This is a genomic window from Pirellulales bacterium, from assembly GCA_036499395.1.
Taxonomy (GTDB): Bacteria; Planctomycetota; Planctomycetia; order Pirellulales; family JACPPG01; genus JACPPG01.
Window position 1 is genome coordinate 24657 of the sequence record DASYDW010000051.1, and the last position, 25878, is coordinate 50534.

The 25878-nt window shown below is 59.2% G+C and carries 19 protein-coding genes and 1 rRNA gene; 5 read left to right on the forward strand and 15 right to left on the reverse strand.

All coding sequences use genetic code 11. The features are described from left to right. Positions 1-28: 28 nt before the first annotated feature. The 8 genes from VGN12_07745 to VGN12_07780 form a co-directional block, all read right to left on the reverse strand. Positions 29-439 carry a hypothetical protein gene (locus tag VGN12_07745; protein HEY4309329.1) on the reverse strand — a complete coding sequence of 137 codons (411 nt, stop codon included), beginning with the start codon at positions 437-439 and terminating at the stop codon, positions 29-31. Positions 440-537: 98 nt separating this feature from the next. Continuing rightward, positions 538-2313, reverse strand: a complete 1776-nt coding sequence (gene ilvB / locus VGN12_07750) for a biosynthetic-type acetolactate synthase large subunit (protein ID HEY4309330.1) — start codon at positions 2311-2313, stop codon at positions 538-540. A gap of 190 nt (positions 2314-2503) precedes the next feature. Beyond that, complete coding sequence (locus VGN12_07755; GenBank protein HEY4309331.1) at positions 2504-3175, reverse strand: PEP-CTERM sorting domain-containing protein; 672 nt, start codon at positions 3173-3175, stop codon at positions 2504-2506. Between the two features lie 354 nt (positions 3176-3529). Beyond that, on the reverse strand, positions 3530-4708 hold the full coding sequence (locus VGN12_07760) for a DUF362 domain-containing protein (protein ID HEY4309332.1): 1179 nt from the start codon (positions 4706-4708) through the stop codon (positions 3530-3532). An 83-nt stretch (positions 4709-4791) separates the two neighbouring features. Continuing rightward, positions 4792-5568 carry a cytochrome c3 family protein gene (locus tag VGN12_07765; GenBank protein ID HEY4309333.1) on the reverse strand — a complete coding sequence of 259 codons (777 nt, stop codon included), beginning with the start codon at positions 5566-5568 and terminating at the stop codon, positions 4792-4794. Positions 5569-5730: 162 nt separating this feature from the next. Beyond that, a complete protein-coding gene (locus VGN12_07770; GenBank protein HEY4309334.1) occupies positions 5731-5946 on the reverse strand; it encodes a hypothetical protein in 216 nt (71 codons plus the stop codon). 61 nt (positions 5947-6007) lie between these two features. Beyond that, positions 6008-6613 (reverse strand): DUF6677 family protein, encoded by a 606-nt coding sequence (locus tag VGN12_07775; protein ID HEY4309335.1) that lies wholly within the window; start codon positions 6611-6613, stop codon positions 6008-6010. 220 nt (positions 6614-6833) lie between these two features. Then, on the reverse strand, positions 6834-7781 hold the full coding sequence (locus VGN12_07780; GenBank protein ID HEY4309336.1) for an aminotransferase class IV: 948 nt from the start codon (positions 7779-7781) through the stop codon (positions 6834-6836). Between the two features lie 270 nt (positions 7782-8051). Between VGN12_07780 and lpxD the strand changes: the two genes are divergently transcribed. Together lpxD and lpxI are read left to right on the forward strand one after the other, a co-directional pair. Beyond that, on the forward strand, positions 8052-9101 hold the full coding sequence (gene lpxD, locus VGN12_07785; protein HEY4309337.1) for a UDP-3-O-(3-hydroxymyristoyl)glucosamine N-acyltransferase: 1050 nt from the start codon (positions 8052-8054) through the stop codon (positions 9099-9101). Positions 9102-9156: 55 nt separating this feature from the next. Further along, positions 9157-10053: a UDP-2,3-diacylglucosamine diphosphatase LpxI gene (gene lpxI / locus VGN12_07790; protein HEY4309338.1), complete on the forward strand. Its 897-nt coding sequence runs from the start codon at positions 9157-9159 to the stop codon at positions 10051-10053. Between the two features lie 497 nt (positions 10054-10550). Here the strand turns inward: lpxI and VGN12_07795 are convergent, their stop codons facing one another. Then, positions 10551-13274, reverse strand: coding sequence for a response regulator (locus VGN12_07795; GenBank protein ID HEY4309339.1), 2724 nt, complete (start codon positions 13272-13274; stop codon positions 10551-10553). Positions 13275-13810: 536 nt separating this feature from the next. Between VGN12_07795 and VGN12_07800 the strand changes: the two genes are divergently transcribed. Next, the gene (locus tag VGN12_07800) at positions 13811-14563 is read left to right on the forward strand and encodes a cytidylate kinase-like family protein (protein ID HEY4309340.1); all 753 of its coding nucleotides are present in this window, start codon (positions 13811-13813) and stop codon (positions 14561-14563) included. A 33-nt stretch (positions 14564-14596) separates the two neighbouring features. Here the strand turns inward: VGN12_07800 and VGN12_07805 are convergent, their stop codons facing one another. Continuing rightward, a complete protein-coding gene (locus VGN12_07805) occupies positions 14597-16891 on the reverse strand; it encodes a protein kinase (GenBank protein ID HEY4309341.1) in 2295 nt (764 codons plus the stop codon). A 372-nt stretch (positions 16892-17263) separates the two neighbouring features. On the opposite strand from VGN12_07805, the gene VGN12_07810 reads away from it, so the two are divergent. Continuing rightward, positions 17264-17875 carry a sigma-70 family RNA polymerase sigma factor gene (locus VGN12_07810; protein ID HEY4309342.1) on the forward strand — a complete coding sequence of 204 codons (612 nt, stop codon included), beginning with the start codon at positions 17264-17266 and terminating at the stop codon, positions 17873-17875. 20 nt (positions 17876-17895) lie between these two features. Here VGN12_07810 and VGN12_07815 read toward each other — a convergent pair whose 3' ends face one another. Together VGN12_07815 and VGN12_07820 are read right to left on the reverse strand one after the other, a co-directional pair. Further along, entirely contained in the window at positions 17896-20310 is a 2415-nt protein-coding gene (locus VGN12_07815) for a tetratricopeptide repeat protein (GenBank protein HEY4309343.1), read from the reverse strand. 49 nt (positions 20311-20359) lie between these two features. Next, positions 20360-20593 (reverse strand): hypothetical protein, encoded by a 234-nt coding sequence (locus tag VGN12_07820; protein ID HEY4309344.1) that lies wholly within the window; start codon positions 20591-20593, stop codon positions 20360-20362. Between VGN12_07820 and VGN12_07825 the strand changes: the two genes are divergently transcribed. Further along, positions 20576-21514 (forward strand): nitronate monooxygenase, encoded by a 939-nt coding sequence (locus VGN12_07825; protein HEY4309345.1) that lies wholly within the window; start codon positions 20576-20578, stop codon positions 21512-21514. The genes VGN12_07820 and VGN12_07825 overlap by 18 nt on opposite strands. A gap of 49 nt (positions 21515-21563) precedes the next feature. Here the strand turns inward: VGN12_07825 and VGN12_07830 are convergent, their stop codons facing one another. The 3 genes from VGN12_07830 to VGN12_07840 all read right to left on the reverse strand — a co-directional run. Next, entirely contained in the window at positions 21564-23582 is a 2019-nt protein-coding gene (locus VGN12_07830) for a tetratricopeptide repeat protein (protein ID HEY4309346.1), read from the reverse strand. Positions 23583-23766: 184 nt separating this feature from the next. Next, positions 23767-24825 (reverse strand): PEP-CTERM sorting domain-containing protein, encoded by a 1059-nt coding sequence (locus tag VGN12_07835; protein ID HEY4309347.1) that lies wholly within the window; start codon positions 24823-24825, stop codon positions 23767-23769. 721 nt (positions 24826-25546) lie between these two features. Continuing rightward, positions 25547-25878, reverse strand: a 16S ribosomal RNA gene (locus tag VGN12_07840); the annotation flags it as partial.

Here is a 25878-nt window from a genome sequence, read left to right on the forward strand (position 1 = left end):
GGGAGGTTGGCGTCAGCAATGCGCCTCGTCATTCGAGACCCAACTCGCCCAATATGTCTTTGAGACTTCCTAAAGCCTCGATTTGACTAAGCGCAGCTTCGTCACAACGCCCTGCACGAATAGAGCCGAGGGATGGTTCAAAATCGTGGCTTAGTTCCCAGTCGACGGCGAATTCGCTGCTGAGTCTACATAACAAATCCAGCATGTCGCGTGCGGTGCCATCAGGCAACGACTCACGGGATGCCGCCGCGACATCGGACTCGTGAGGATTAAAGTTTGGCTTGCTGCCGCCAACTAGATGGCAATCGCCTTCGGCGGCAAAAAAGCTTATGCGCTCGCAACTCAACCACGTCCGTCCTTCACTGGCCGTTCGGGCTGCATCGCATATGGCAGCAGGTTCGATAGGCGAAACGGGACGCGCCGAGCGATAGTAGATCATGAGTCCCATCGGTTTAAGCCTTTGTTGCTTCCGGCTCACAAGGTCGCACAGGCGGTTCGTCGACTTTAAATCCGACGCACGCGCGATTATGTCCGTGCTTAGGCCTTGATCAAATCCTTGACCGTCTTGCCTGACGGAATCATCGGCAGCACGTGCTCTTGATACGGAACCTCGACGTCCAAAACGTACGGGCCATCGTATTCGATCATTTCGCGCAGCGCGTCCCCGAGCTTGGCCCGATCTTTTACCGTCGCGGCGCCGCAGCCGAAGCCGCGTGCGATCGTGACAAAATCGGGATAGCGCACCTTGGGGCCTAAACCGTCCCCCTTGCCGATGGCCTCGGGATTGTCGATCGGACCGAGATACGTGTGGGCGCGGTTGCTGGCGTGGAAACGGTCTTCCCACTGCATCACCATGCCCAAGTGCTGATTGTTCAACAGCAGCACCTTGACCGGGAGCTTCTCGCAAACGCACGTGGCCAGTTCCTGAACGTTCATCAGGAAACTGCCGTCACCGTCGATATCGATGACGATCCGGTCCGGGTGGGCGGCTTTCGCCCCCATCGCCGCGGGCAGGCCAAAGCCCATCGTCCCCAGTCCGGAACTCGACAACCAGGAGCGCGGCTCGCTGAACTTGAAGTACTGAGCCGTCCACATCTGATGCTGACCGACCCCGACGGCGATGATCGGATTCTTGTCCGAAATCAATTTCGACAGCTCGGCGATCGCATACTGCGCCTGAATGCCCGGAAACGACTTGTCGTACGAGAACGGATCGGATTTTTTCCAGGCTGCGATCTTGGCATTCCACTCGTCGAGGCCGGATTCCGGCGGCTCGACGATCTTGTTCAGTTCGGCAAGCGCGTACTTGATGTCGCTGATAATCGGAATGTGGGCTTCTTTGTTCTTGTTGATTTCCGAGGGATCGATATCGATATGCACGATCTTGCCGTGCTTGGCGAATTCCGAAACCTTGCCCGTAACGCGGTCGTCGAAACGCACGCCAAATGCCAACAGCAAATCTGCTTCGTTTACCGCATAGTTGGCGTACACGCTGCCGTGCATGCCCAGCATATCCAACGATTGAGTATCGCCCGAGGGATATGAACCCAAACCCATCAGGGTCATGGTGACCGGAATCCTGGTCTTGCGTGCCAGTTCGCGTAATTCGGCACTCGCGCCACTGGCGATGATGCCACCACCGGCGTAAATCACCGGGCGGCGCGAACGCTTAATGGCTGCGGCAACTTGCGCAATCTGCTCGGGGTGCGAGCGGCGATCGGCAACATGGTAGCCGGGCAGGTTTAGCGGGGCGTCGTAGTCGGGAACCGTCTGCGCCTGCTGGACGTCCTTTGGCAGGTCGATCAAAACGGGGCCAGGGCGGCCGGTCGTGGCCAGGTGGAACGCCTCGCGGACGACGCGTGCCAGGTCCGCGACGTCGGTCACCAGATAGTGATGTTTCGTGATGCCGCGGCATACCTCAACGATCGGTGTCTCTTGGAACGCATCGGTGCCGATCACGGACGTGCCGACTTGCCCGGTGATGGCAATCAGCGGAATGCTGTCGAGCTTGGCGTCGGCGATACAGGTCACCAGGTTCGTGGCGCCTGGGCCGCTGGTGGCCATACAGACGCCGGGCTTGCCGGTGCTGCGGGCGTAGCCTTGCGCGGCGAAGCCTCCGCCCTGTTCGTGGCGGGGCAGGATCGTGCGGATTTGATCCTTGAACTTGGTCAGCGACTGGTGCAGCGGCATGCTGGCGCCGCCGGGGTAGGCGAAAATTACCTCGACACCGTGATTCACGAGCGACTGTACAAGAATATCCGCCCCGTTGGTGATGCCAGCGGCAGCGGTGTTAGGTCGAGCGATAGTAGCCACGCGGGGCCTCCCTAGTGCGTGTGGACGGCACGGCCACTGGTCCCGAAGGTCCACGGCCGCGCGAATACTGTAAAATACGCCGGATTAGGGCCTGTTTCAACCGCCAAATGACCCAGGAATGGGGCGCAAGCCGTTAAACCGATGGGACATGGGCGGGGACTTTAGGGTTCGCGGCCCGAGAAGCCTCGCACTATCGGGTCAGGCGGCGGATCATTGCGGCGATTCCCCCCAGCGTCATGAGGACCAGGCCCGCCGGCTCCGGGATCAGTTGCGTCGAGTTGAAGGTGAAGTTATCGAAGGCCGTCGAGCCGTCCCCGGTAATTTGGACACCATGAATGCCGGGGATCGAAAGAGACAAAACGACGCCCGGAGCCTCATGCTGCTGATCCGTCCCGATGACGCTTCCGAACTGGTCGTAGGCGGTCAGTGTCAGAATGCCGTCGGGGTTCGTCGAAAACAAATCCGCCTGCACGGACACGAAATTGGTTGTCGCCGGCGCGAACGGATTGCCCGGCACCGTGAAGATGGCGTTGATGAACGTGCTGTAGCTCACCAGGCCGTTCGCGTCGCTCATACCAATGCCGTTCACGCCGCTCGGCGCCGTGTCATTAAGCGGCACTACGGGCACGTAGGGCTGCATCGAGCTAAAGGTAACTCCGTAACTCGACTGATAGAGCGTGGACAGCTGCGCCGCGAGCGGGATACTTGTTCCTGCGGCAAATGCTGATGTGGCGGGAATTCCCTCGAATGTCAGGACGATTGGGACCGCGCGAGCGAGAGAAGCCGACGATAATAAAATGCCGCATGCGAGCAGCGCGCTCGCGAGGCAGGCGGCAGAAATGCTTGTGATTGGTGATCTCATATTACCCCCATCGTTGACGTAAAAGACTTCTTCTCGCGATCAGCGCTCGAAGTGCTACACACGGCAATGCGCGTGCCGCTTTGCTGAGAAAAGACACTGGGTAAGCCGAGCAAGAAGAATGCGCCGGCATTCCATTTAGAATGCGGGCGACGTCGGCTCAGAAGAGTTGCAGTAGCAGATCCAAGAATACGAGAATTCGCGTCGTGGTCTCAATTGACCCAAACGTCAACACGTCTCGCTAGTCTAATTCGCGCTGGGAAACGCAGCAAGAAACCGGCGCGCGGTCAAACAGGCCATTTCCCGTCAGACGCAGGGCGAAAAAAGCTCTTCAAGCCCAGCCGCCCGCTCACAGCCCTACACCAGCATCTCTTTGATCGTGGCCAGCTCTTCCTCGTCAATACCTGAGTGTTTGAGGTTGAGCTTGTCGAGACCATCGATCCCTAGACCGATTTCGATGCCGTGCTTGATGAAGGGGTTTTCCCACACCGAGTAATTCTGCAACCTGCGTTCGGTGCCGTAACGCTTGAGCACGGCGATGCCAGTGGCGTCAGCCGCGATGCGGTCGCGGCTGGCGACGATCAACTTTGGCTCTTCAACGTCACCATGCGAAGGACCGCCGAAGACGAAGCTCTTTGTGCCGTCCATGATGTTCAGGGCCGGCTTGATGCCCAGGTTCAATTCCGCCACGCGATTCACCAGCGGCTCGACTTCGTCGATATCCAGCTTACGTCCCTCGGGCCCGACGCGGCGACGGCTGCCTGAACTCTTCTGATCGGCCAGGTTGCTGCCCCCTTTGAACGCCGTGTGAAACTCGCGGCGGCTGCGATGGTGGCTCATACCGACGAATGCCTTCATCGACATCGTAAACCAAGCCTGGAAGTGTGTCTTGATCACCGGGACATTGATGACATGATCGACCGCGAACAACAACTCGGCCAGTTCGAATCCGTTGGGCCAGTTCGTGGCCAGCGGGTGATTGATCTTGCGCCAATGTTCGGTGTTGGCCGGTAGACCAAGCTTCTCGAATTCCGACGCTGCGTCCTCAAGCCCCACGGCCACGACAGGTGCTTTCACGTCGGTAATCGCTTCGTTCACGGCGTCGAGTTGGCCGACGCTTTTCATCACGTCGATCGTTTTCGGCGTGGTCGTATTGAACAATGGCGAAAAGCTACGGTCGGCCACGATGATCCGCTTAGGGCCCTGGGCAGCGACCAACTTAATCACGGCATACAGAACTTCCGGACTGGTCGTCGTCGGATTCGGCACCGCGCCCGTGACGTTCGGCTTTATCAGCACGGTCTGGTCGGGCTTGATGAATCCCAATCCGCCTGCGAGCTCGACGGCATTCTTCACCGCCTCTTCCATGTTCGAACCGCGGGCGATGCCCACGTCTGCCGGGCCGGCAGCGGCCTTTTCCGCAGCTCGCACCACGCAAGGAGTAAGTAGTCGACCAGCGGTACTAGCAGCCAAGGCGGCGCCGCCGGCGGATTGCAAGAAGTGACGACGGTTCGGGAAATGCTTGCGGTCGAGCATCGTGGGCCTCGCGATTTCTCGAAAATCGAAAAGATGTGCGATTGTGATGACGCCAGAGAATCATAGACCGCCAAGCCGTTGATTCACTTCGCCGATTTTAACCACTCCTGTAGTCCTTGGCGAATTTTCTCGTTCCGGTCGTTCAACTGTTTTGCCTGATCGGCCGTGATTTCCTTCGAAGAGTGGACTAGTTGCATCGTCTCGGTCCGCAGGCTGGCCAGCTCTTTGCGAAATGGTTCTGGCACAGGATCCGGTTCGCTAATTGTCTTTTTGCGAACGTCGCGAAGTACCGCTGCCAACTGGTCGCCACCGGCCACGACCGAGGCGATGTTCGGGTAATCCTTCTGCAGCTTGTGATGGCAATCCAGGCACATATCCGTCAGTTTGAAATCCGCCGGCGGATTGCCAATGTCGTGATTGCCGTGGCAGTCCACGCAGGTCGGGTACTTCGTATTGATCCGCTTCGAAAAGTCCCAATGGTGCGGACCGGCGGCCAATTGCTCGGCCTCGTCGTCGTGACACTCACTGCACACCTTGAGATGCGCACTCAGCTTCGTGCCGATGAAGCCGAACGCCTCTTCGTGGGCCCGCCCGTCCTCTTCACGGTTGCCGCCGTGACAGTCGTAGCAGGTGAGATCGTTCAGGTCGTGAACGCTGCGCACGAAATGCACCACGGCGTCGGTCAACTCACGGCCGGCGGTCAAATGACAGGCGGCACAATTCGACGCCACAGTCGGCAGCGGATGGCCAGCAGGCCAGGTGTTTGGTGCCACCAGTTTGCGCGGGGCAGGGCGTTTGGAATCCGAGTTGGTCGAGGGCTTCTCGTCATCCGCGCGCAGGGCCAGACACGTGGCGCTCATGAGCGCGCAGCAAACCAGAACAGCGAATATGAAGCGGGGAAAGTGAGAGGTGGCCACGCGTTAGAGACTAATAGCCGCCAAATGAAGAGTCAACGAGGCTTTATCCGGGCCTGGTAACGGCATCCGCAAAATGCCCTGCCAGGCACGCGAAGAACGAAGCGGTCACGAAGAGACGTGCCACGACATCAGCGCCAACACGACGAAAATGGCGAACATGAATCCGCAGATCCAGGTGCCAATGCGGCCAGCCGCGACCATGATGTTGTCGTTTTGCTCGTGACGCGTGGCCGCGTAAACCAGGCTGATGACAATCACCAGCGGCAAAGCGTACCACAGGTCATTGCCAACGGCCATTAGCGAGAAAGTGTCGGTAGTCATGTTTTACTTTGTCGTCTGGACCGATTCCTGTCGCACACCAATTCGAAGCGCGAGCTTCCACTTACGAGCCTGGCGGAGGGCCGGTCGCTACCGGTTTCGCCTCCTCCTCTTCTTCTTTCTTGGCCGGCATGTCGGGTTCGGCCGGGCCTGCCCAAGCATCATAGATCACGAGCACATTGAGTAATCCGGCCACCATTGTGTAAACAGTGCCGAGTTCGAAAAAGCGATTCAATCGTTTGTGCAGCAAATCAAGTTCGTTCGGCAGGTCGTCACGATTCTTTACCAGGCTCGGCGGGACCATGAAATCGTCCCAGCCGGGGAACGGAATTGGGTTGTTGCCGTGATTGACCCGATAGGCCTGCACGAGTGCTGGCAGCGCAACGGCCCCGGTGGCTACCTGGCAAAAGTACGGGAAGCGCCGATCTTCAGGCCGCATCGACGCGTACACGACGCGTCCCTCTCCCAAATACAGCCCGTAAAGGAACGTCCCAAGGATGCAAACAAAGAACAGCACCGATTTCGAGCGGCGTCCCTGATACCAATGCCCCGCGCCGGGAATCAGCCAGGCCAGGCCCGCCGCCACGAACGGATCGCGCAGCGGCACCCCCTCGGGCGTGAAAGTCCCGCTCGGCGCGTTGGCATCTCGGGTCAGTTGGGGTTTTGCCACGTGCTTTTGTGCTCCTCGGGCGCCGGCGGCGCTGGATGGACCAAGGTTTCGCCTCTCAGAACCGGGTTATTGTAGTCTTCGGCCCATACCGTGCCAGATCAGAGCGGTTCGAGGCCTCCCCTCCCAACGGTATTCGACACTCGCCCGCCAACATTGGGAGGTCGAAGGGAAATGGCGATTAGCCCTGCTGGGCTTGGCCACACAGAATCCGCGACCTTGATCACGCGTGGCGGCGGATGGCACGCAATTCCGCGTAACGTGCGGCTTGCGCTGCAAAGTCCAACCCCACTGCGTCCTCCAAAGCGGCACGCAACCGGGCTGTAACCGGCCCAATTCCGCCGGCGCCAATCAACTTCTGTTGAAAGTTGCGAACGTGCAAGATGCCGATGCTGGTCGACGTCATGAACATCTCGTCCGAATCGGCCGCCTGCAACGGCGTTATATCAGTTTCCAGAACGCGGATTTTCGCTTTGACCGCCAGCTCAAAGACCATTTGACGCGTTATGCCCGGCAGCAGGTTCTCAGCTCGCGGTGTAATCAGCGTATCGTGGCGCACGATGAATACGTTGCCGCTGGTGCCTTCGGTGAGGTTGCCTGCTGGGTCGGTCAGCACGGCCCAAGCGCCACGCCGCATTTCTTCGGCCTGCAGGTTGGCAATTTGGTAATGGAGTCGGCTGCGGGTCTTCAGGGAGTCATCCAGCAAATCGCCCGGAATTGAGCGTTGCGAAGGTACCACTGCGTCGATGCCCTCGTCATACGCATAGGCAAGCGAACCAAGCTTTTCGACCAGCGGAAAACAACTGACGATGACGGTCGGACGTATTTCGTGCGGGGCAAAGGCCGAGAGGTTCGCTGTCACCGGTCCGCGCGACAGATTGTGGATGATATTCCAATCAACCTCGGCCGATTCGAGCGGCACGTTTCGCGCCAAGGTTTCTTCGGTGATCGTCCGCAACTCGACCTTCGACAAACCAGGGTCGACGCGAAGCGCATCGAGCGTGTGGAACAATCGGGCCAGATGATCGTCCAGCCGAAACGGGCGGCCATGAACCGTCCGTGTGACCTCGAACGCCATGTCGCCCATCGCCAAGGCCGAGTCATAGATCGAAACGCGGGCCTGTGACTCGGGGACGTAGGAACCGTTGAAATAGACGATGCGTTCAGCCATGCGGTTCCAGAGACCTTCCGTACACCAGAAAAACGATAAGGATGCCGTGGCATTCTAGCGGTGCAGGCAATGGGCAATAGAGGGAAATCAAGCCTTTCGGTTCCTCACAATAACCCCGTGAAACGTACTGCCGAAATCGGCCATTTCACCGCTCTTGCTCGGTTTGCGCGAAAGAGTTAGCATTCCCCCCCGCGCCCCACAATCAGGCACCATGATGGTGCTAGCAGGGACCAACCAGCCCTGCGCTATTGCGTGAAAGGACTCCGACGCATGGCTTACACCTTGGCGGACATCGCTCGGCTTGTGGACGGCACGATCGTCGGTGACGCCGCGATCCCGGTCTCGGGCATCGCAGTGCTGGCCGACGCACAAGCCGGAGATATCACTCTCGTCGACACGGCTGAACGCGCGGCAAGGCTGGGCACCGTGCAAGCCGCCGCGGCGATCGTCCCGCGCGGCGTCGCGTGTACCAAACTGCCAACGATCGAAGTCGACGACATTCATTCCGCCTTTGCCCGGCTCATCGTACTATTTCGCCCGACGCGGGCTACGGCCGCGCGTGGCATCAGCGCGACAGCCTATATTAGCGAGCGAGCTCGCATCGGTAAGAACGTTGCCATTCACAGCGGCGCGACGATCGGCGAGGACGTCGAGATCGGTGACGACACGACCATCTATCCTGGCGTCCACATCATGGCCGGCTGCAAGATCGGCGCGGCGGTGACGATTTACCCGAACGTCGTGCTGTACGACGACACAATCGTCGGCGCACGCTCGATCATTCACTCCGGGGTCGTGATCGGCGCCCATGGGTTTGGATACAAGCTCGTCGCAGGGCGGCATCAGTTGGCAAGTCAATTCGGTTGGGTCGAATTGGGCCCCGACGTCGAAGTCGGCGCAGGATCGACAATCGACCGCGGCACCTACGGTCCGACCGTGATCGGCGAGGGAACCAAGATCGATAACCTGGTGCAGGTGGCTCACAACTGCCGTATCGGCAAACATAACCTGCTTTGCTCGCAAGTCGGAATCGCCGGCAGCACGACCACGGGTGATTACGTTGTGATGGCCGGACAGGTCGGCGTGCGTGACCACGTGCATATCGGTCGCGGCGCCATCTTGGGCGCCATGGCCGGAATCACGGCCGACGTGCCCGAGGGGGCCAAGATGCTCGGCGCCCCGGCAACACCCGAGCGTGATCAGAAATTGATTCAAGGCACAATCGCCAAACTGCCCGAGTTGCGTCGCCAAATCAAAGCCTTGCAAGCCGCTGTTGACGCGATACAAGGTGGCAAAGAGCCGGGCAAGAAGGCGGCATAACGATAACACTAAGCGCCGAACGACAACTACCAAGATCACACGAACGCGGAATCACATGACGGCCTCACTCTTACCTCAAGGCACGCGCAAAGTTGGCATCCTGGCCGGATGGGGTCGATATCCTGTCGTCATTGCCGAGGCGCTGGTCGAACAAGGCTATGAAGTTTGCTGTCTGGGCGTGAAGGGACATGCCGATCCGGCGCTCGCGAAATTGAGTCACGAATTTGGCTGGGTCGGGCTGGCCAAGATCGGGCAAGCCGTTCGCTTCTTTCGCGTGCGCGGCGTCACTCACGTGACAATGGCCGGCAAGATTCACAAGTTCCTGCTGTTCCAGCCCTGGGTGTGGTTCAAGCACCTGCCGGATTGGCGCGCCGTCCGGGCGTTCTATCCCCACTTTGCGACAACCAAAAAAGATCGTCGCGACGACACTTTGCTAACCACGGTCATCGAAGAATTCGCCCGCGACGGAATCACTTTCGCGCCGGCGACCGACTTTTTACCGGAGCTACTCGTGAACTTGGGACAACTCACGAAGCGCGGCCCCTCGCGCTTAGAGGCCAAAGACATCGAATTCGGTTGGACGATGGCCAAAGAAATGGGGCGGCTCGATATCGGGCAGAGCGTCACCGTGAAGGGACGCGCGACGCTGGCCGTTGAAGCGATCGAGGGAACCGACGAATGCATTCGTCGCGCCGGGAAGCTCTGCGCTCCCGGTTTTACCGTGATAAAGGTTGCCAAGCCCAAGCAGGATATGCGCTTTGACGTTCCCACGATCGGCGTCGGAACTTTACAGACGATGATCGAGGCCGGTGCTTCTTGCCTGGCGGTGGAAGCGGGCCGGACGATCATCATCGACGAGCCAGACGTGATTCGCTTTGCCGATCGCCATAAGCTTTCGATCGTGGCGGTGAACGACGGCACAATTCCCGAATCGCGCGAGGAGGCCGCATGATCGCGCCGGCCACGGCACCATCGAGACAGGCAACCCGCGCGACGCATCGCACGGCAAGCAAGCTCGGTCGCCGGCGGACCGCCGCCTCGGTGGGGGCCCAATCGACAGCGAGGTCAGCTACGGCCCGAGGCAGGTTCCGAGTCGCGAAACGGAGCCGATCGCCAGCGCCCGGTGGCAGATTTGATCACAAACCATCGACGGACCGCGGATCACGATCGTGGTATCGCCGCGGAAGTCGGGCCCTGACTCAATCCCGGAGACGACGTTAGACGCAAGGGAAAGGTAGAAGAATGGCGATCGGTTGAATGCGGCTCCCGCGGCCGTGACCGATTGCTCCGCTCGTTTCACATCTCCTTTCTTGTCACCCAATCCCGCCTAGCGACTCTTGGTCGGCGTCGTCTCCGGACTTTTCAACCTCTTAAAGGCGCTTTGGGCGGTGCCGTCGACGCATCGTCTCGAATCCCCCCGACGTTGACGGCCAAAACGCCCTGGTTGGCTCAAGTCGCTTCGACCGTGACCAGAGCGCCGCTGGCCAGAAACTCCAAACAGCGCTGCGTCTCGCGACGGACACGGGCAATGTCGCTGACAGCGAGTAGCCGATCCCCCGCAGCGCACGTCATTTCCAAGTCTCCGACGACTTTTTGCAAGCGATCGGCGGACAGGTTGGCCGCCATTCCTTTAAGGGCATGGGCCTGCGCCGCGGCGTCCGACAATCGATTCTGACGCACCGCGCTTTCCAGTTCCTGAGCCGATAGCGGCAACTGATCCGCGAAATTACCGATGATGCGGTTCACGAGTTCCTGATTCCCCAGACAGCGACGCAAAAGCGACGCCAAATCGAGTGGTGGATCCCGGTCCGCAACAGAACTCCTAGGCTCTTCGCGTGTGAAGGCCTCGCCGACAGAATCGGACATAACCGCGATTGCCTCGAATTGATCCGATTCGGCGGCGGCAATCCGAAACGGTTCAGTTACTGGTCCCTCGTTGGCGTAGATACCGTCCAATGTTTCGACCATGGCGTCGAGAATCTCGATCAGCTTCACGGCGTCGAGCGGCTTGGTGAGATAGTCGTCCATCCCCGCGGCCAGGCATAGTTCTCGATCGCCACGGGTAGCGTTCGCCGTTAGCGCAATAATTGGTAAGCGATATCCGCGCACACGCAGCGCACCCTCGGCCTCGAGCCGGCGAATCTCGCGGGTAGCGGCCAGCCCGTCCAACTCGGGCATCTGGCAATCCATCAACACCGCGTCGTAGGGCGCGAGGAGTAACTGCTCGATGGCCTCGCGACCATTGCGAGCAACGTCGCAATGAAAGCCTGCTACCGTGAGGATCTCGATCGCAACAACACGATTCACCTCGTTGTCCTCCGCCAACAGTAACCGGCAGCGCGAACGGGGCCCGCTTTCCAAGTCGTCAGGCGCCAACCGGGGCGGCGCTTCTTCGACATGAGCCAAATGTTCTGAACAACCGCGAGTAGCTGCGACCGACAGGATCGTCTCGAGTAATTGCGATTGGCGTACCGGTTTGGTGAGCCGGCCGACGATCGAAGTCGCCCACGGGGATTCGCCCCCGTCCGGAGCACTGAGCGAGGTCAACATCACCAGCGGCGTCGTGCGCAGCGCCTCCTCGCAGGCGATACGCTCGGCTAGTTCGCAACCATCCATGCCGGGCATGTGATAATCGATGATTCCCAGATCGAACGCTTCGCCTTGCGACGCGGCACGTTGCATAATGCACAGTGCCGTGGGGCCATCAGACGCCGTTTGGACGCGCATCTGCCACGCCGAAAGTTGGCGGAACAGAATCTCTCGATTCGTCGCGTTATCGTCCACGACCAATACGCGTAGCCGACGCAATTCTTGGGGACTCAAATGACGTCCGCCTTCTGGCGTCGCGGCCTTGGCCAACGGGACCCGGAACCAGAACGTGCTACCTTTTCCCACGCGGCTGGTGACGCCGATATCGCCGCCCATTAGCTCGATGAGTTGCTTGGAAATGGCCAATCCCAGGCCGGTCCCACCGAATTGGCGCGTGGTCGAAGCATCAACCTGCGAGAAAGCCTGAAACAGCCGGTCTAGCCGCTCTTTGGGGACGCCGATACCGGTATCCTCGACGGCGACGCGGGCGAGCATTTGGCGATCATCTTCGCGCTCGATGGCGACGTGGACTTTCACTTGCCCGCGTTCGGTGAACTTGATGGCATTGCTCAGCAGGTTCACGATGACTTGCTGCAAACGGTGCGGATCGCCACGTGCCGGGCCGACCAGGTCCGGCGGCATGTCGAGCGCTAACTCCAGCCCCTTATGCGCTGCCTTAGCGGCCAGCATATCGAGCGTTTCCTCCATGATTTGCCGCAGCCGGAAATCGACGTGCTCGATTTCCAGCTTGCCTGCTTCGATCTTCGAAAAATCAAGAATCTGGTTGATCACCGCCAGCAGGAGATCGGCCGAGGTACGGGCGATCGTGCCGTAGCGCTTCTGTTGCGGCGACTCGGCAGCTTCCAAGAGCAAGTCAAGCATACCGATGACGCCGTTGAGCGGCGTCCGCAGCTCGTGGCTCATGTTCGCGAGGAATTCGCTCTTTGCGCGGCTGGCGGCCTCGGCCGCTTCCTTTTCACACAGCAGCGCCTCGGCTTGTTTGCGTTCGGTAATGTCTTCGACGGTTCCCTCATAGAATTCGATGTTGCCGTTCGCGTCGCGCACCGCGCGTCCGCTTTCCGAAATCCAAATGACAGTGCCATTGCGGCGATAGATTTGCGATTCGAAATTCGTGACGGCCCCCTGTTCGTCCATAACACGAACAAAATCGTCGCGTCGATGTGGATCGACGTATAGCTGTCGTTCGATATCTCCGATCGAGGACATCAATTGCGCAGGCGAATCGTAATCGTAGATCCGCGCCAGCGCCGGATTCGCGCTGAGATAACGACCATCGGGCGAGGTCTGGTAAATACCCTCGATCGCGTTCTCGAAAATGCCGCGGTATTTGGCTTCCGCGCGGCGCAATGCTTCGACGGCTTCGTCGCGAGTCAGCAAGGACGGTGTTTCACCAACCGGCAGCGGCGCACTGGGATCGCGGCTCTGCAGTAGAGAATGAAAAGGCCTATGGCGAGCCTGTTTCCGTGGTCCTGCAACAAGTGCGGCGAGCACCCCCAGAAACAACACGCCGGCGGCGAGATACAGCCAGGGACCGATCGCTAGAATCAGAAAGGCGGATGGCATCGGGCTTCCTACTGCGATGTGCTGGACGCCAAAGCGTCCGCAGCCGTCGCAAGGTTTAGGAACCAACTATCGTTCGTCGAAGCACAATCCGCCTGCTGGAAGGGTAGCTTACGAAATCGGCAGGCGATCACCGTACAATCCGCAGGACCACTTCGCACGCCTCGCGCGATCGTTGCACTTTTGAGCGAGATACGACATTTTGCGGCCGGTAAACAGCACAGCACAAAATGCGAGCAGTGATGCATCGGATAAACGCACGCTGACAGAAACGTCAGCTTCGAGCCTGGATGACAAAAGTGTCAGTGACTCTGCAATTGGCATCCGGCCAAGTAGCGCATAGAGTGCATTTAGCTGAACAGTGTTCGATCGTTCGCAGTGCTCTTGAGTTGTACATGGCGCGGTAAGCGAATCAGGACGGCAACCGGTCGGTTGCTTTGCCGAGTTCAGCTTGAGTCGCTCGCCGCAGTTGGCGCGGACAAGAACGGGTTGCGTTCTGCAATCGCTTGCCGCTCGCCTACGCAGAAGGAGGACTTGGCATGGCGTATCGGACTCACAATGACTCGCCGCAGGGCGCCTGGAACTATCTGCGCGCGCTTTCCTATCCGCGCTTAGATGACAAAGCATCCAGCGAGGCTCATCAGTTGACTGCCTCGGCCTTCACCATCGCGATTTCTCGCGAGGCGGGGGTCGACGCCGCGGCCGTGGCAACCGCTGTCGGCAAAAGTCTGGGTTGGAAAGTCTGGGACTATGAATTGCTTGTCGCCGTCGCAGCCTGTATGCACGCGCGCCCCAGCGAGTTGGCCGCCGTCGACGAGACGCACGTCAGTTGGCTCCAGGAATCGATCGAGTCGCTTTTGGACATGCACGCGGTAAGCCAGATTGCTTACGTGCGGCAACTGGTCAAGACGCTCGAAACCCTGGCCGCGCAAGGTTCGTGTATCGTTGTGGGCCGCGGGGCCGCGCATATACTGCCGGCGGAATCCACACTCCGCGTTCGGTTGGTTGCGCCACTTGAAGATCGCGTAACGGCCCACATGCGGACCACCGAAGAAACCAATCGCCACGACGCGCTGAAACAGGTCGAGCGTATCGACCGCGAACGAGCACGATTCGTGACCGAACATTTCCATCGCGATCCCAACGATCCGTCCAGCTACGACTTGGTGTTGAACATGTCGCGATTGGCAATCGACGATTGCACGACGCAAATCGTCGACGCGTTGCATGCCGAAGAGCAGAGCCGGGCGCATCGATTTCATCTCCGAGCGCCAGCGCCGATTTGGCATTGAACAAAGTTGGCCGATAAGGGGCCGCGCGGCCCCTTATCGCCACATAGAGTCCGAAACACTGTCACCCCCGCCCAGGGTTACCGTACCCGGCGGGCTGACCGCGATCGCCAGCGAGACGAGCGCGCCTTGCACGGATCGCGAAAGGGCGAAAATCAGGGCCGAATTGATAAGGCCCACCATGCCCAGTACGCCGAAAGTGGCCTGCGGCATGTCTTCGGCGGCCACCGACAGGATGGCCATTACCACGATCGACAGTGGCGGTACGACCATCGCCACGCCGAAGTAGAACCAGGTGCGCTTTTGCAGGCTGCGTACCAGACCCAGCGCTGCCAGGTCGGTATGTTCGGCCTGAAATAGCGTCGGATAAAAGGCGCGTACTGCCAGAAAACTGACCAGGAAAAATGCCAGCGTAGCGGCCATCATTCCGCACAGCGTCTGGGACAACATGAAGTGCGCGTAGACAAGCACAGTATCAAATTTCTCGGGCGGAATTTCGCGTTTCAGCCAGGTGGGAAAGATCAGGCCTGTAACGAACCATTCCAAGGCGCTAATGCAGGCCGTGTAGTCGGCTAACACCAGGGTGCGGCGCCGCCAACGGGAATCGTGGTCCGTAGGGCGCGCATCATCGCGATAAATGCGTGCCACGGCACCGGCTACCGGCCAGGTCAGCGGCAACAGGATGCCAATGCCGACGGCAAACGCCAGTCCGTTGACCGTCGTTACAACAGGGTCCTTAAGAACGTCGATGACGTCCTTACCCATCCTGTCGAAAATCGCCGGGATGTTGTACGCCAGATTCAGCGCCGTAAAGATCACATTCGGGAGCAATCCTGCCATGAACATCGCCGTCAGCGGATATCGCCGCACCCAGTTGCGCCACGCCCCCGGGCGGGGACGTAGCAACCGCATCACCTGCGGCTCGAGTGCTAACTCCAATTGTCGAGAAAGTTGTGCCGCGGAGGGCCGGCCCGCGGGTTCAACGGCGAGACAGCTCAGCAGGATTTGCTTCAGACCCGGCGGACAGTCGCGCGGCAGTTGCGCAACCATCGCAGCACTTACTCCCTGATGCCGTGTATTGAGCATCGTGGCTAGCGTCGTCGTCCAATCGCTGCCTGGCTGCGTATCCTCGAAGGGCCGATTACCCGTTAATAGCTCCCAGAGCATTACGCCCAACGAATAGATATCGCTGCGACTATCTAGATCTTCGGCCGTGCGACCGCTGGCGGGGTTGCACGCCTCGATCTGCTCCGGAGACATGTACGCCAGACTGCCGCCGAAATACGCCGCGGCCGAAGCGCCCTCAACCTTCGATGAATAACTGATGTTGAAGTCGGCGAGCTTGGGGGTGCCATCGGCAGCGACCAACACATTGGCCGGCTTGATATCGCGATGTAACACGCCACGCTGGTGCGCATAGGCCAAGGCCGCGGCCAATCGCGACCCAAGCCAGCAAATCGTCTGCGGCCAGGTGGCGGACGCCAGCCGATGCCGAAGCGGTGAATCGGTCGGCGGCGACTCGGCCCTTTCAGCCAGCGCCTGGTCGATGATCTCCAGCAAGCGAATTCCAGAACGCATGCCTGGCGGCAAACGGCGAATGGCGTCGATCACGGTCTGCAGCGTCCCGCCTGGGATGTACTGCATGTACAAGAGCCGCAGCTTTCGATCGCGCAATTGGCGCTGATCGAAGACGCGTACGATGTGCGGATGGTCCAGCAGGGCCATGGTTTGCGGCTCGTTACCGCGATCGGCCGAGACCTTTAACGCAACGATCCTTTGCATCGACTGCTGACGAGCAAGAAACACCGTTGCGAACGCTCCGCGGCCTAGGCGCGTAAGCAGGTCGAAATCATCAATGCTGTCGCCAACCTCGATTTCTTCAAACCGCGCGGCCCCGGCGATCGACGTACTAAGGTGCGGTGACTCAAGCCCGAGCAAACGTCCCAGTTCGGTCGCCTGGCGCGGAAAGCGTTCAAAATATTCCTGCGCGGCGACTGATTGGCCCGACTGCTTACGGAGGTGGTATTCCTCGTAAATCAGATCGCAGGGAATCTCGCCTCGGTCAGCCAGCTCGGGAAAATCGGCCAAATACTGCTCAATCCTGCGGGAATGCTCGGGCCGCTGACAGCGATACTCGAGATCGACCTTGATCAACTCGACCAGGGCCAGTCGGCGTAAATTTGGTGGATTCGCCGGCAGGAAATCGGCCAGCCGCGGCGGCTCGTTGGCCGTTTCCCAGGCCGTCACCAATGCCTCGACGCGCTCGGAAAGCAAGTTCCACGCCAGGGTGGGATTATGCGAATCCAATAGCTCTTCGGGCTGCGGAGACACGACCGTCTTTGCGCTCCTTGGAATTTCTCGGCCGTCGGGACGAAAACTGCTCTTTCTCGGATAAGACAACTTCCGTGCCCGTTACCCGGTCCCGAATCGCCAGACGAACGCAATGATCAGGTGGGTCGACGAAAACAGCGGCCGTCGACCCCTAGAAACCCGGCAGGGTCTCGCCGTTAGCGACTAAGAGTGTTGTAACACATTCCCGCTTGCTGCGCGAATCAAAGTGCCAAGTGCCTCAAACGACGCGCTCTGATTGCCGCGCGTAACAGATCGACGGGAAAAAGCGCTGTTACTTACACCCCAAACGAAGTAGGATGCCGGGAACGGCACATCTCGGCGTGGAACTTAGCGGGGGTTGGGAGTGCTGTCATGCCTGAGGAATTCGATGCGCTCGTGGGGCGCATCCGCCAGGCCGATGCGCAGGCATTGGCTCAATTCATCGATTTGCGACGCGGGGCCTTGCTCGCCTTTATCGAGCGACGGTTAGGGGGAGGGCTGCGCCGTAAGGTCGAGCCTGACGACATGTTTCAGGAGGTTGCCGCCGAGGCGGTTCGCTCGCTGCCCACGATCGAGCTGGGGGATCGTGACCCCTTCGCCTGGCTTTGCCAACTTGCGGAACGTCGCATCATCGACGCGCACCGGCGATTTTTCGGCGCCGCCAAGCGAGATGCAGGGCGCGAGGTATCGATCGACAAAGCCTCGCCCGACGCCAGCCGCGCGGCTGTGATTGACATGCTGATCGCCAGCATGACAACAGCCAGCGAGGTTTTTTCCCGCAATGTGCGTTACCAACAGCTAACCGAGGCCCTCTCGAGTCTTCCCGAGGATCAGCGCGAAGCGCTTCGCCTGCGTTACGTCGATGGACTTCCCTCAAAGCAGATTGCCGAGCAACTCGGCAAAAGCGACGGTGCGATCCGCGTCATGCTGACGCGCGCGCTCAACCGACTGCAAAGCATCCTGGCCCCTGATGCGAAGAAATAGACGGCGAACTTCGTAACGCTTCATTTCTTTTGGCGACCGCGTATTTCGACCAACCACGCATGGATTTCCTCCGTGAGTGACTCTGGGCCATTCTTTCGGCTCCGTTCCAGGGCGCGCTCGGCCGCGGCGATCGCCTGTTCGTCCTGGTGCAATTGCGCATAAATTTTGGCCGTGTCAAAAAGCGACTCGGCGTCGTTCGGTTCGACTGACAGCGCCAGCTCGAACTGGGCCAACGCATACTGCAACCTCGAGCTGTTCATAAGCGCAACGCCAAACAGCCGGTGAATTCCGGGGCTTTTGTCTCCCAGCTCGAGCGCCTGCTGGTACTCAACAGCCGCTTCACGCCACCGTCCAGCGCCGGCCAAGGCGCGACCTATATGTGCGTGTAGCGCTCCGTTTTTCGGATCGACCGCAAGCGCCCTCTGCAGTTCATCGAGAGCGGCATTAGGTTGATGCGCGTCGAGTAACGCTTGTCCCAATTCGGCATGGACCTGCGGATAATGGGGCTGCAAACGCAGCGCCTGCTCGAATGACTTGATCGCTTCGCGTGATAGATGATTCTTGGCGAGCGCCAACCCCAGGTTGTAGTGCGCCTGCGCCGAATCCGGCCGCAATCGCACCGTTTGCTGGAAGTGTGGCACCGCCTGCCTGGCGTCACCTATCTTCAACAGGGCAAGGCCCAGATTGTTCTGTGCATCGGCCCATTCAGGATATTCGAGCACGATCCGTTCGAACTCGGCGATTCCCTCTTCGAGTTGCCCGGCATTGATCAGCGAGATCGCCAGACTCTGATGAACGCGCTCTCGTTCGTAGTAGTTGGCATCCAATCGCATGACTTCGCGGAATTCCTCCGCGGCTTCTGCGTGGCGGCCGGACTTGGCCAGCGCCGTAGCCAGCTCGGTATGTATCTTCGGCTGATTTATGGTAGCCAGACGGGCGGCCTCGCGAAGTTCGTCGATTGCCTCCTCGAAGCGACCTGCATTGATAAACTCGACTCCCAGATTCGTGTGCACAACGTAATTGTGGGGCTGATGTGGTAATGCATCCTGCCAGAGCGCAAGCGCGTCTTGATACGTCATGACACGGCGAGCACCGACGACGACAAAAGCGATCACAACGCCCATCGTCGCGATCGCGGTAATTACGGCAGGCGCCTGCGAATTGGCGCGCGTGGCGGTAGTGAATCGACGAGCAATTTGACCAAGAACCGAAAAGCCACCCACGATCGCCAGCGTGCATAGCGCGGCCAGCGGCAGATACATCCTTCGCTCGGCCGCGACCTCGGTGATTACAGGGACGACCAATGTTGGTGAGAGGATAAGCCAAACGGTTGACAGCAAGAAACCGGCCGGTCGGTTTTTCCAAACCAGCGTAAGCGTCAGAATTCCGAATGCACCTGCCACCATCACCGACGGCCAAGCGGCGCAAACGGTGTCCACATAGGGGACGTCGTAATGAATCACGAGCGGCCAAGGCCAGATGGCGAGCCTTAGATACAGCAACAGAACCTTGGCCTCGGTACACCACCAGGTGATCGGCGAAACCCCAAGATGAAAACCGGCCGATGCTGCGCGCGGCCCATGAATATTCAACGTCGCCAATAGCGCCCAACCGACTGTCAGGCCGATGTACAGTGGCCATGAACGGCGCAGTGCCTGCGCGAATGAGCGGGTCACGAATGTGCGCTCGAATAGCAGTACGACCACGGGGACCGTGACCATGACCTCCTTGCACGCCATTCCGCATAGGCACACAGCCGTCGTCAGCAAAAGCCAGCCGAAGCGATGACCGCCCGCGGTGGCTGTCCAGTAGCGCAAAGCGCCATAGATCGTGCTGAGATAAAACAGCGTCATCAACAACTCAGTGCGCTGCGATACGTATTCCACGGCCTCCGTGTGTAAGGGATGGACGGCCCATACCAAGGCCGTGGACAGCGCCAACCAATCAGCAGACAGCGAGAATCGTCCGTCGAAGTATTCCAATCGCAGTGTACGACGTACGATCGCCCACAGCAGCAGCGCCGATAGACAGTGAACTACAAGGTTGAAAATGTGAAACCCGATCGGGTTCAAGCCGCCGGTGGCAACATTCAGTGCCAGCGACAGGTTTACAAGCGGTCGACCGGCCGTGGTAAAATCTTGCGGCGGCCACAGAGGGCCGGAACCGGGCCGTTCCTCCCACAGCGGGAAAACATGCCTGATCGACGGGTTGTTCACGATGCACGGAATATCATCGAAAATGAACGGGGCACGAAGGCCGGCGGCATAAACCGAAATCACCGCCGCGCCGAGCAAGAACGCCGCCACAAAAAAAGCGACCGGCGAAGGTAAACCCGCACCTGACAGGTTGGTCGATGAACGGTCCAGCAACGGCCCCGCTGCGGCAACGGGCTCGCGATCGACAGTGGGCTTGGTGGGGAACGGTGTTTCGGACATCAGCGAGTAATTGGTGGCGAACCTGACATCGGGCGAGGATGCCTGTCTGTTATATTCCTGCTTGGCCGACGTGCGTCAACGAAGCCCCGATTTTCCAGGCTGAAAAGACGTCGTCGCGCAGAGGAATTGTCCCGAACATACCACCTTGGCTCGCGAGTCGTTCAGGGTCAAATCGCTTTCTATAATCGTCGAAGTCGCTGAGCAGCGTTTCTAACAGCAGATCCCACTCCAGAGATTCCCGGTGATTGTCACGCGCCTCACAGAAATGTTGAACGTCAAACATCCGATCATGCTGGCTGGCATGGCGGGCGTTTCGCACGCCGAGTTGGTGGCAGCCATGAACGCGTCCGGCGGATACGGCGTGCTCGGGGCCGGCAATATGTCGCTCGACGAAATGTCGGCCGAGATGGCCAGGGTCCGCAAGCTCACCTCACAGCCCTTCGGACTCGACTTGCTGACGCCGATCACCGACAAGCCCGAGGACGAGGCGCGGCGGATCATCGACGGCGGCGCCAGTTGCTTTATCGCCGGATTGGGGATGTCATCGAAGGTCATCCGAATGTGTCATGAGGCGAAAATACTCGTGTTCAACGTCTGCAGTACCGTGCATCACGCGATGATGGCGGAAGAAGCTGGCTGTGATGCCGTGATCGCGCAAGGGACCGAGGCCGGCGGACATACCGGTGCCGTCGGCACGATGGCGCTGCTGCCTCAGGTGGTTGACCGCCTGAAGGTGCCGGTGATCGCGGCCGGCGGTATCTATGACGGCCGCGGGCTGGCCGCGGCGCTCGCGCTGGGGTGCGAGGGAGTTTGGATCGGCACAAGATTCGTCGCTTGCACCGAAGCACGCGGCTCCGTTGCGTACAAGCAAGCGATTTTGCAGGCCAACGAAAGCGATACGGTCGTTTCGCGGTGCTGGACCGGCAAAACGTTGCGAGCTTTGAAGAACCCGACGATCGAACAGTGGGAACAAAACCCGCAAGAAATCCAACTCTTCCCGCAGCAGGCGGCCACGATGCAACAAGCAGGCCTGATGGGCTTTCTAAATCCCGATGATGCCGATCGCGACCCGCGATTGTCATGCTTTCCCGCCGGCCAGGGGTGCGGCGGCATTGCGCAGATCGAAAGCTGCCGTTCGATCGTTGACCGAATCATGCGCGACGCCGAAGAGGTCCTGGCCGCACAGGCGCGTCGAGTGCGATAACGGTGCAAGTTCGTGATTGTAGGCTCCGTCGCACGGATGACAGTCGATGTTAGCGATGCTGGCGCTTCTGTTCCGCTTTCTCGAAAGCACTTTGCGCTTCAGAATCTCCTGGATTAAGTTGCACGGCACGACGCAAAAATCCCAGAGCATCATCCGGCTGTCCCATTTCCAACAGCACGATGCCAAGATTGCGCAGCGAGTCTTGATGCTCGGGCTGCAGGCGTAAAGCGGCGCGATATTCGTCAGCCGCCGCCGTCAGGTTGCCGCTCGTACCGAGCAAATTCGCGAACTCGCAGTGTACTTCAGGTCGTTGTGAGTCGAGACGCAACGACGCCTGGAAGTTTGTCAGCGCCTCGGCCGGGCGTCCTCGCCGGGCCTGTGCCAGGGCCAGGCCGTAATAGCCTTCCGCGTAGTTCGCATCGACATCGACGGCCTTTGCGAATCTTGCCTGCGCATCGGACCAACGCCCCTGCGTTGCGAGGGCCATCCCCTGCCCGTACAGTGCGCGCGGATCGGCAGGGCGCACGGCCAGCACCACCTCGAATGCCTGCTCGGCCTCAACGGGCTTGCCTGCCTCGAGAAAAACGAATCCGCGCTTGCGGCGTATCTCGAACAGGCGAGTCCCATCGCCCCCCTCCTCCTCGCAAATTCGGATGCTGGTCGCGAGCAAATCGGCCGCCTCGTCGTAGTGCCCTTGCTCGTCACGATAATCCGCCAGATTGGCGTAAGGCATCCAATTCTGCGGATTCCGCTCGATGATGTCCGTCAGCAGCGTAGGAAGATCGTGATAGATACAGATCTGCCGAAACGAAAGCACGGCCAGTGCGATGAGAACCGCGGCCACGACAACGTTCATCAGTCCGCGCATATCCGCACGAATCGTATGCGAGACAACGGCACATCCCGCCGCAGCAAGCGCGATGAGCGCCACGGCGGCATGATATTGAAAATGGTCTGCCACGTCCGCATAGCGTGTGAAGAAAATGTTGAAGAATCCCAACGCCGGCGTTAGCACGCCACCGAAGACGAGCACGGCAGCAAGCGGTCCGCGACCGATGCGATGGCGAGCGCACCACAAGGCAATGGGCAGCGCCACGGCAGTGACGGGAAACAAATATTGCCACCACACGTGCGCGTCAATTTGCCAGCGCGGATACAAGAAGATCAGCGGATGTGGCCAGACGAGTTTGCCGGCATAGAACCACAGCGCCCGGCCGGCGAGCAATAAGCGTTCGACGGGAGTGCGCGACCAATCCTCGCCCTGGGCACCGACATGATGCGTTTCCATCCACATCGTTACCAGGCAGAGCGCAATGCCGAGCACGAAAAAAGGGAGCAGCCGGATGATTTCGCGCGACTCAATTCGACCGCGTTTCCACCAATAGATCACCAGGATCACGGCCGGCAGCGAAACGACGACGGTCTTCGCGAAGAGGGCCATCGCATACAGGATAAATGCGGCGACGTACCAACGCCAATGCCCGACTGATGGCTCCGGCATCTGACCAGCGACACTTTCTTCGGTCTCAGACGGAGCGAAGCGCAGGTAGCAAAGCAGTGAGCCAAGTGCCAGCGACAGGCTGAGCACATTTTTTCGCTCGGTGACCCAGGCCACGGATTCGACACACACCGGATGCACGGCGAAGATCGCGGCGGCCAGCCAGCCGCCAGGAACACACAGTCGAAGCAAGAGCCGCCATAAGAGGATCGAGGCCGTGGCGTGCAGGATCACATTAATGATGTGATAACCAAGCGGATTGATCCCCCATAGGTGAAACTCGACCCAGTAGGTCGAGTACATGAGCGGGTAATATTGCTGGATCGATTGCGGGACAAACCACATCTGCCGCAAGCCGTCCCAGGTGCGTAACGTCTCATTGGTGAGAACGTTCTCACCGTCGTCCCAAATAAAGCCCGCGTTTAAGGTCGGCAGATAAGTCACGGCCACGATCGCGGCAAGCGCCACGGCCGGCAGGAAAGAGTTCCATAATGCAGGTTTGCGGGATGCCTGATGGTTGCGATCGCGGCGTCGCGACTTAGTTCTTCTCGCAGAGGAACGGGCAACCATGGTTTTACTTACGGAAGGATTCTCAGCGGTCGAGCCATCATCGACAGTACTATCCGCCTACTTCGTGGCCAAGCGGACGGCGCGAACAAGTTCACGACAAGCGCGAAAAAGAGGCCCGGTCCGCAATGATGCGGACCGGGCCAGAACGAATCGGCTCTCGTTTGACGTTGCCAGATTACCCGTACTAAGCAGAACGCTTGCGACGATAAACCATGCCGGCAAGGCCGACTAGCGCCATGCCGCCCAAGGCCAGCGAATTGGGCTCAGGAACGAGGACGCCGTTAACCTGACCGGTCTGGTCGAATTGCAAATTGCTGAGCACGATGTTGGCCGTCAGCGTCGTGTTCTGGATGTTGATCGACGTCACACCGCTCGAGCTGCCGCCGACACTGAAATTCTCGTTGGTGCTCAGCGGAGCCACGAACGAGAACGGAATCTGCAGCCCACCCAGATTCGAAGCAAACGTCGCCAACATGTTATCCTTCTGCGCCGTGTTGACGAATGGGCCGAACGGAACGCCCGTATCTGCTGTCGTTAGATCCGCAATCGGCAACGTACCGTCGAACGTCACGACGGTGTCCGTCGGCAAGGTGTACAGCGTGCCGATGTTCAGTGGAACGCCTAGTACGCTTAGCGAACCGGTGACGCTACCGTTGAGGGTCACGGAGTACGTGCCGTCAATCGCTGCACCATTACTCGCGTCAGCCGAGCCGGACGACGTGAACGAGATGTTCTTGATCGAACCCGAGAAGGTGGGCGTCAGCGTCAAGGTACCGACGCTGGTGCTCATCGAAATTCCGCCGGCATTGATCGTCAACCCGGTGTTTGTGCTACCGCTGAGGTTGGTGCTGAAGGAGTTCAGCATCTGCGGCGTGCCCGGGGTGAGATCATCGTACGTCAGATTGGCCGTACCGCTGCCGTCCGTCGCGTTGACGGTCACCGGGCTGGGCGAGAGAGTCAGACTAGAGGTCTGATTCTGCGCCGAGAAACCGATGTTGGTGTTGAAGAAGACAACGTGCTGTTTGTAGTTGCCGGAGATGGCATTGCTGCCCAGGGCCAGATCTGACCCCGTAGCAATTGTGACACTGCTTGAGAAAGTGCCAAGATTCCCGGCGCCATTGCTGGGGCCAAGCAGAATTGTGCTGGTAACACTTGTCGCCCACGCGGGGCCTGCCGCCAGCACGACGGCAACTGCCACGCCTAGCGCAGCAGGGTGGGTGAACAAATTGATTTTCCGGATCATTAGCGGCTCCTCTTGTTAGAACGCAACTCGGCGAAACAACCTGCATGGCGCACAAACGCCACACGCACTCGCAGGCGATTTCTGAGCCCAGCCCCCGAACGGCCCTAACAATCCGTACCACTCCGAAAATCGCACTCAGATACAAGGTTAGCGGGCGAACGGAATCGTTCAACAGAAATTCCAATAAAATAGACTATTCCATTTGGCATATTGGTGGCCTTTTGCCCCCCGCAAGGAGTATCGATTGTAAACACCACCTTAGTGCTTTAGCTTTTCATCGATTCACTATCGCATTTGTGGCACTTTTCGGCTTTTCCCGAGATTCATATTTTTCTTGACATTCAAAGTTTTCGCCCGATACAGCTCAATCGACGATTCCCTTGCCATTGCCACCCGCAGACCGGTCGCCGAGACGAAAGTCGCCGGCCTCGTTAAACCGGCGCACAGTGGCGGCGGCCAATCTGATGCAGCGCAGGAATCGGCGTGGTTCCGCCGGACAGCGCGACCAAGAAAATAAACTGGGGCGTGCAGAAACTTCCGTCAGCGCGCAAAAAAAACCCGTCGTAAGCTGGCTCGCTTACGACGGGTCTTACTCATTCAATTTGGTAGTTGTCGGCTCGTCTTACGACGTCCGACTGATCTCAAGCCCAAACACAAGAACTGTCTCCACAATTCATGATCTTCGCGACGACGTGATCGTCATGAAGATAGAATCCTTTAGAAAGGAGGTGATCCAGCCGCAGGTTCCCCTACGGCTACCTTGTTACGACTTAGTCCCAATCGCGGAGTTTATCTTCGGCGCTTGCTCCCTTGCGGTTAGCACGGCGACTTCGGATACCCCCCACTTTCGTGGCTTGACGGGCGGTGTGTACAAGGCTCAGGAACACATTCACCGCAGTATGCTGACCTGCGATTACTAGCGATTCCGGCTTCATGCAGGCGAGTTGCAGCCTGCAATCCGAACTGGGGCACGTTTTTTGGGATTTGCTTGCTCTCGCGAGTTTGCTTCCCTTTGTGCGTGCCATTGTAGGACGTGTGCAGCCCTAGTCATAA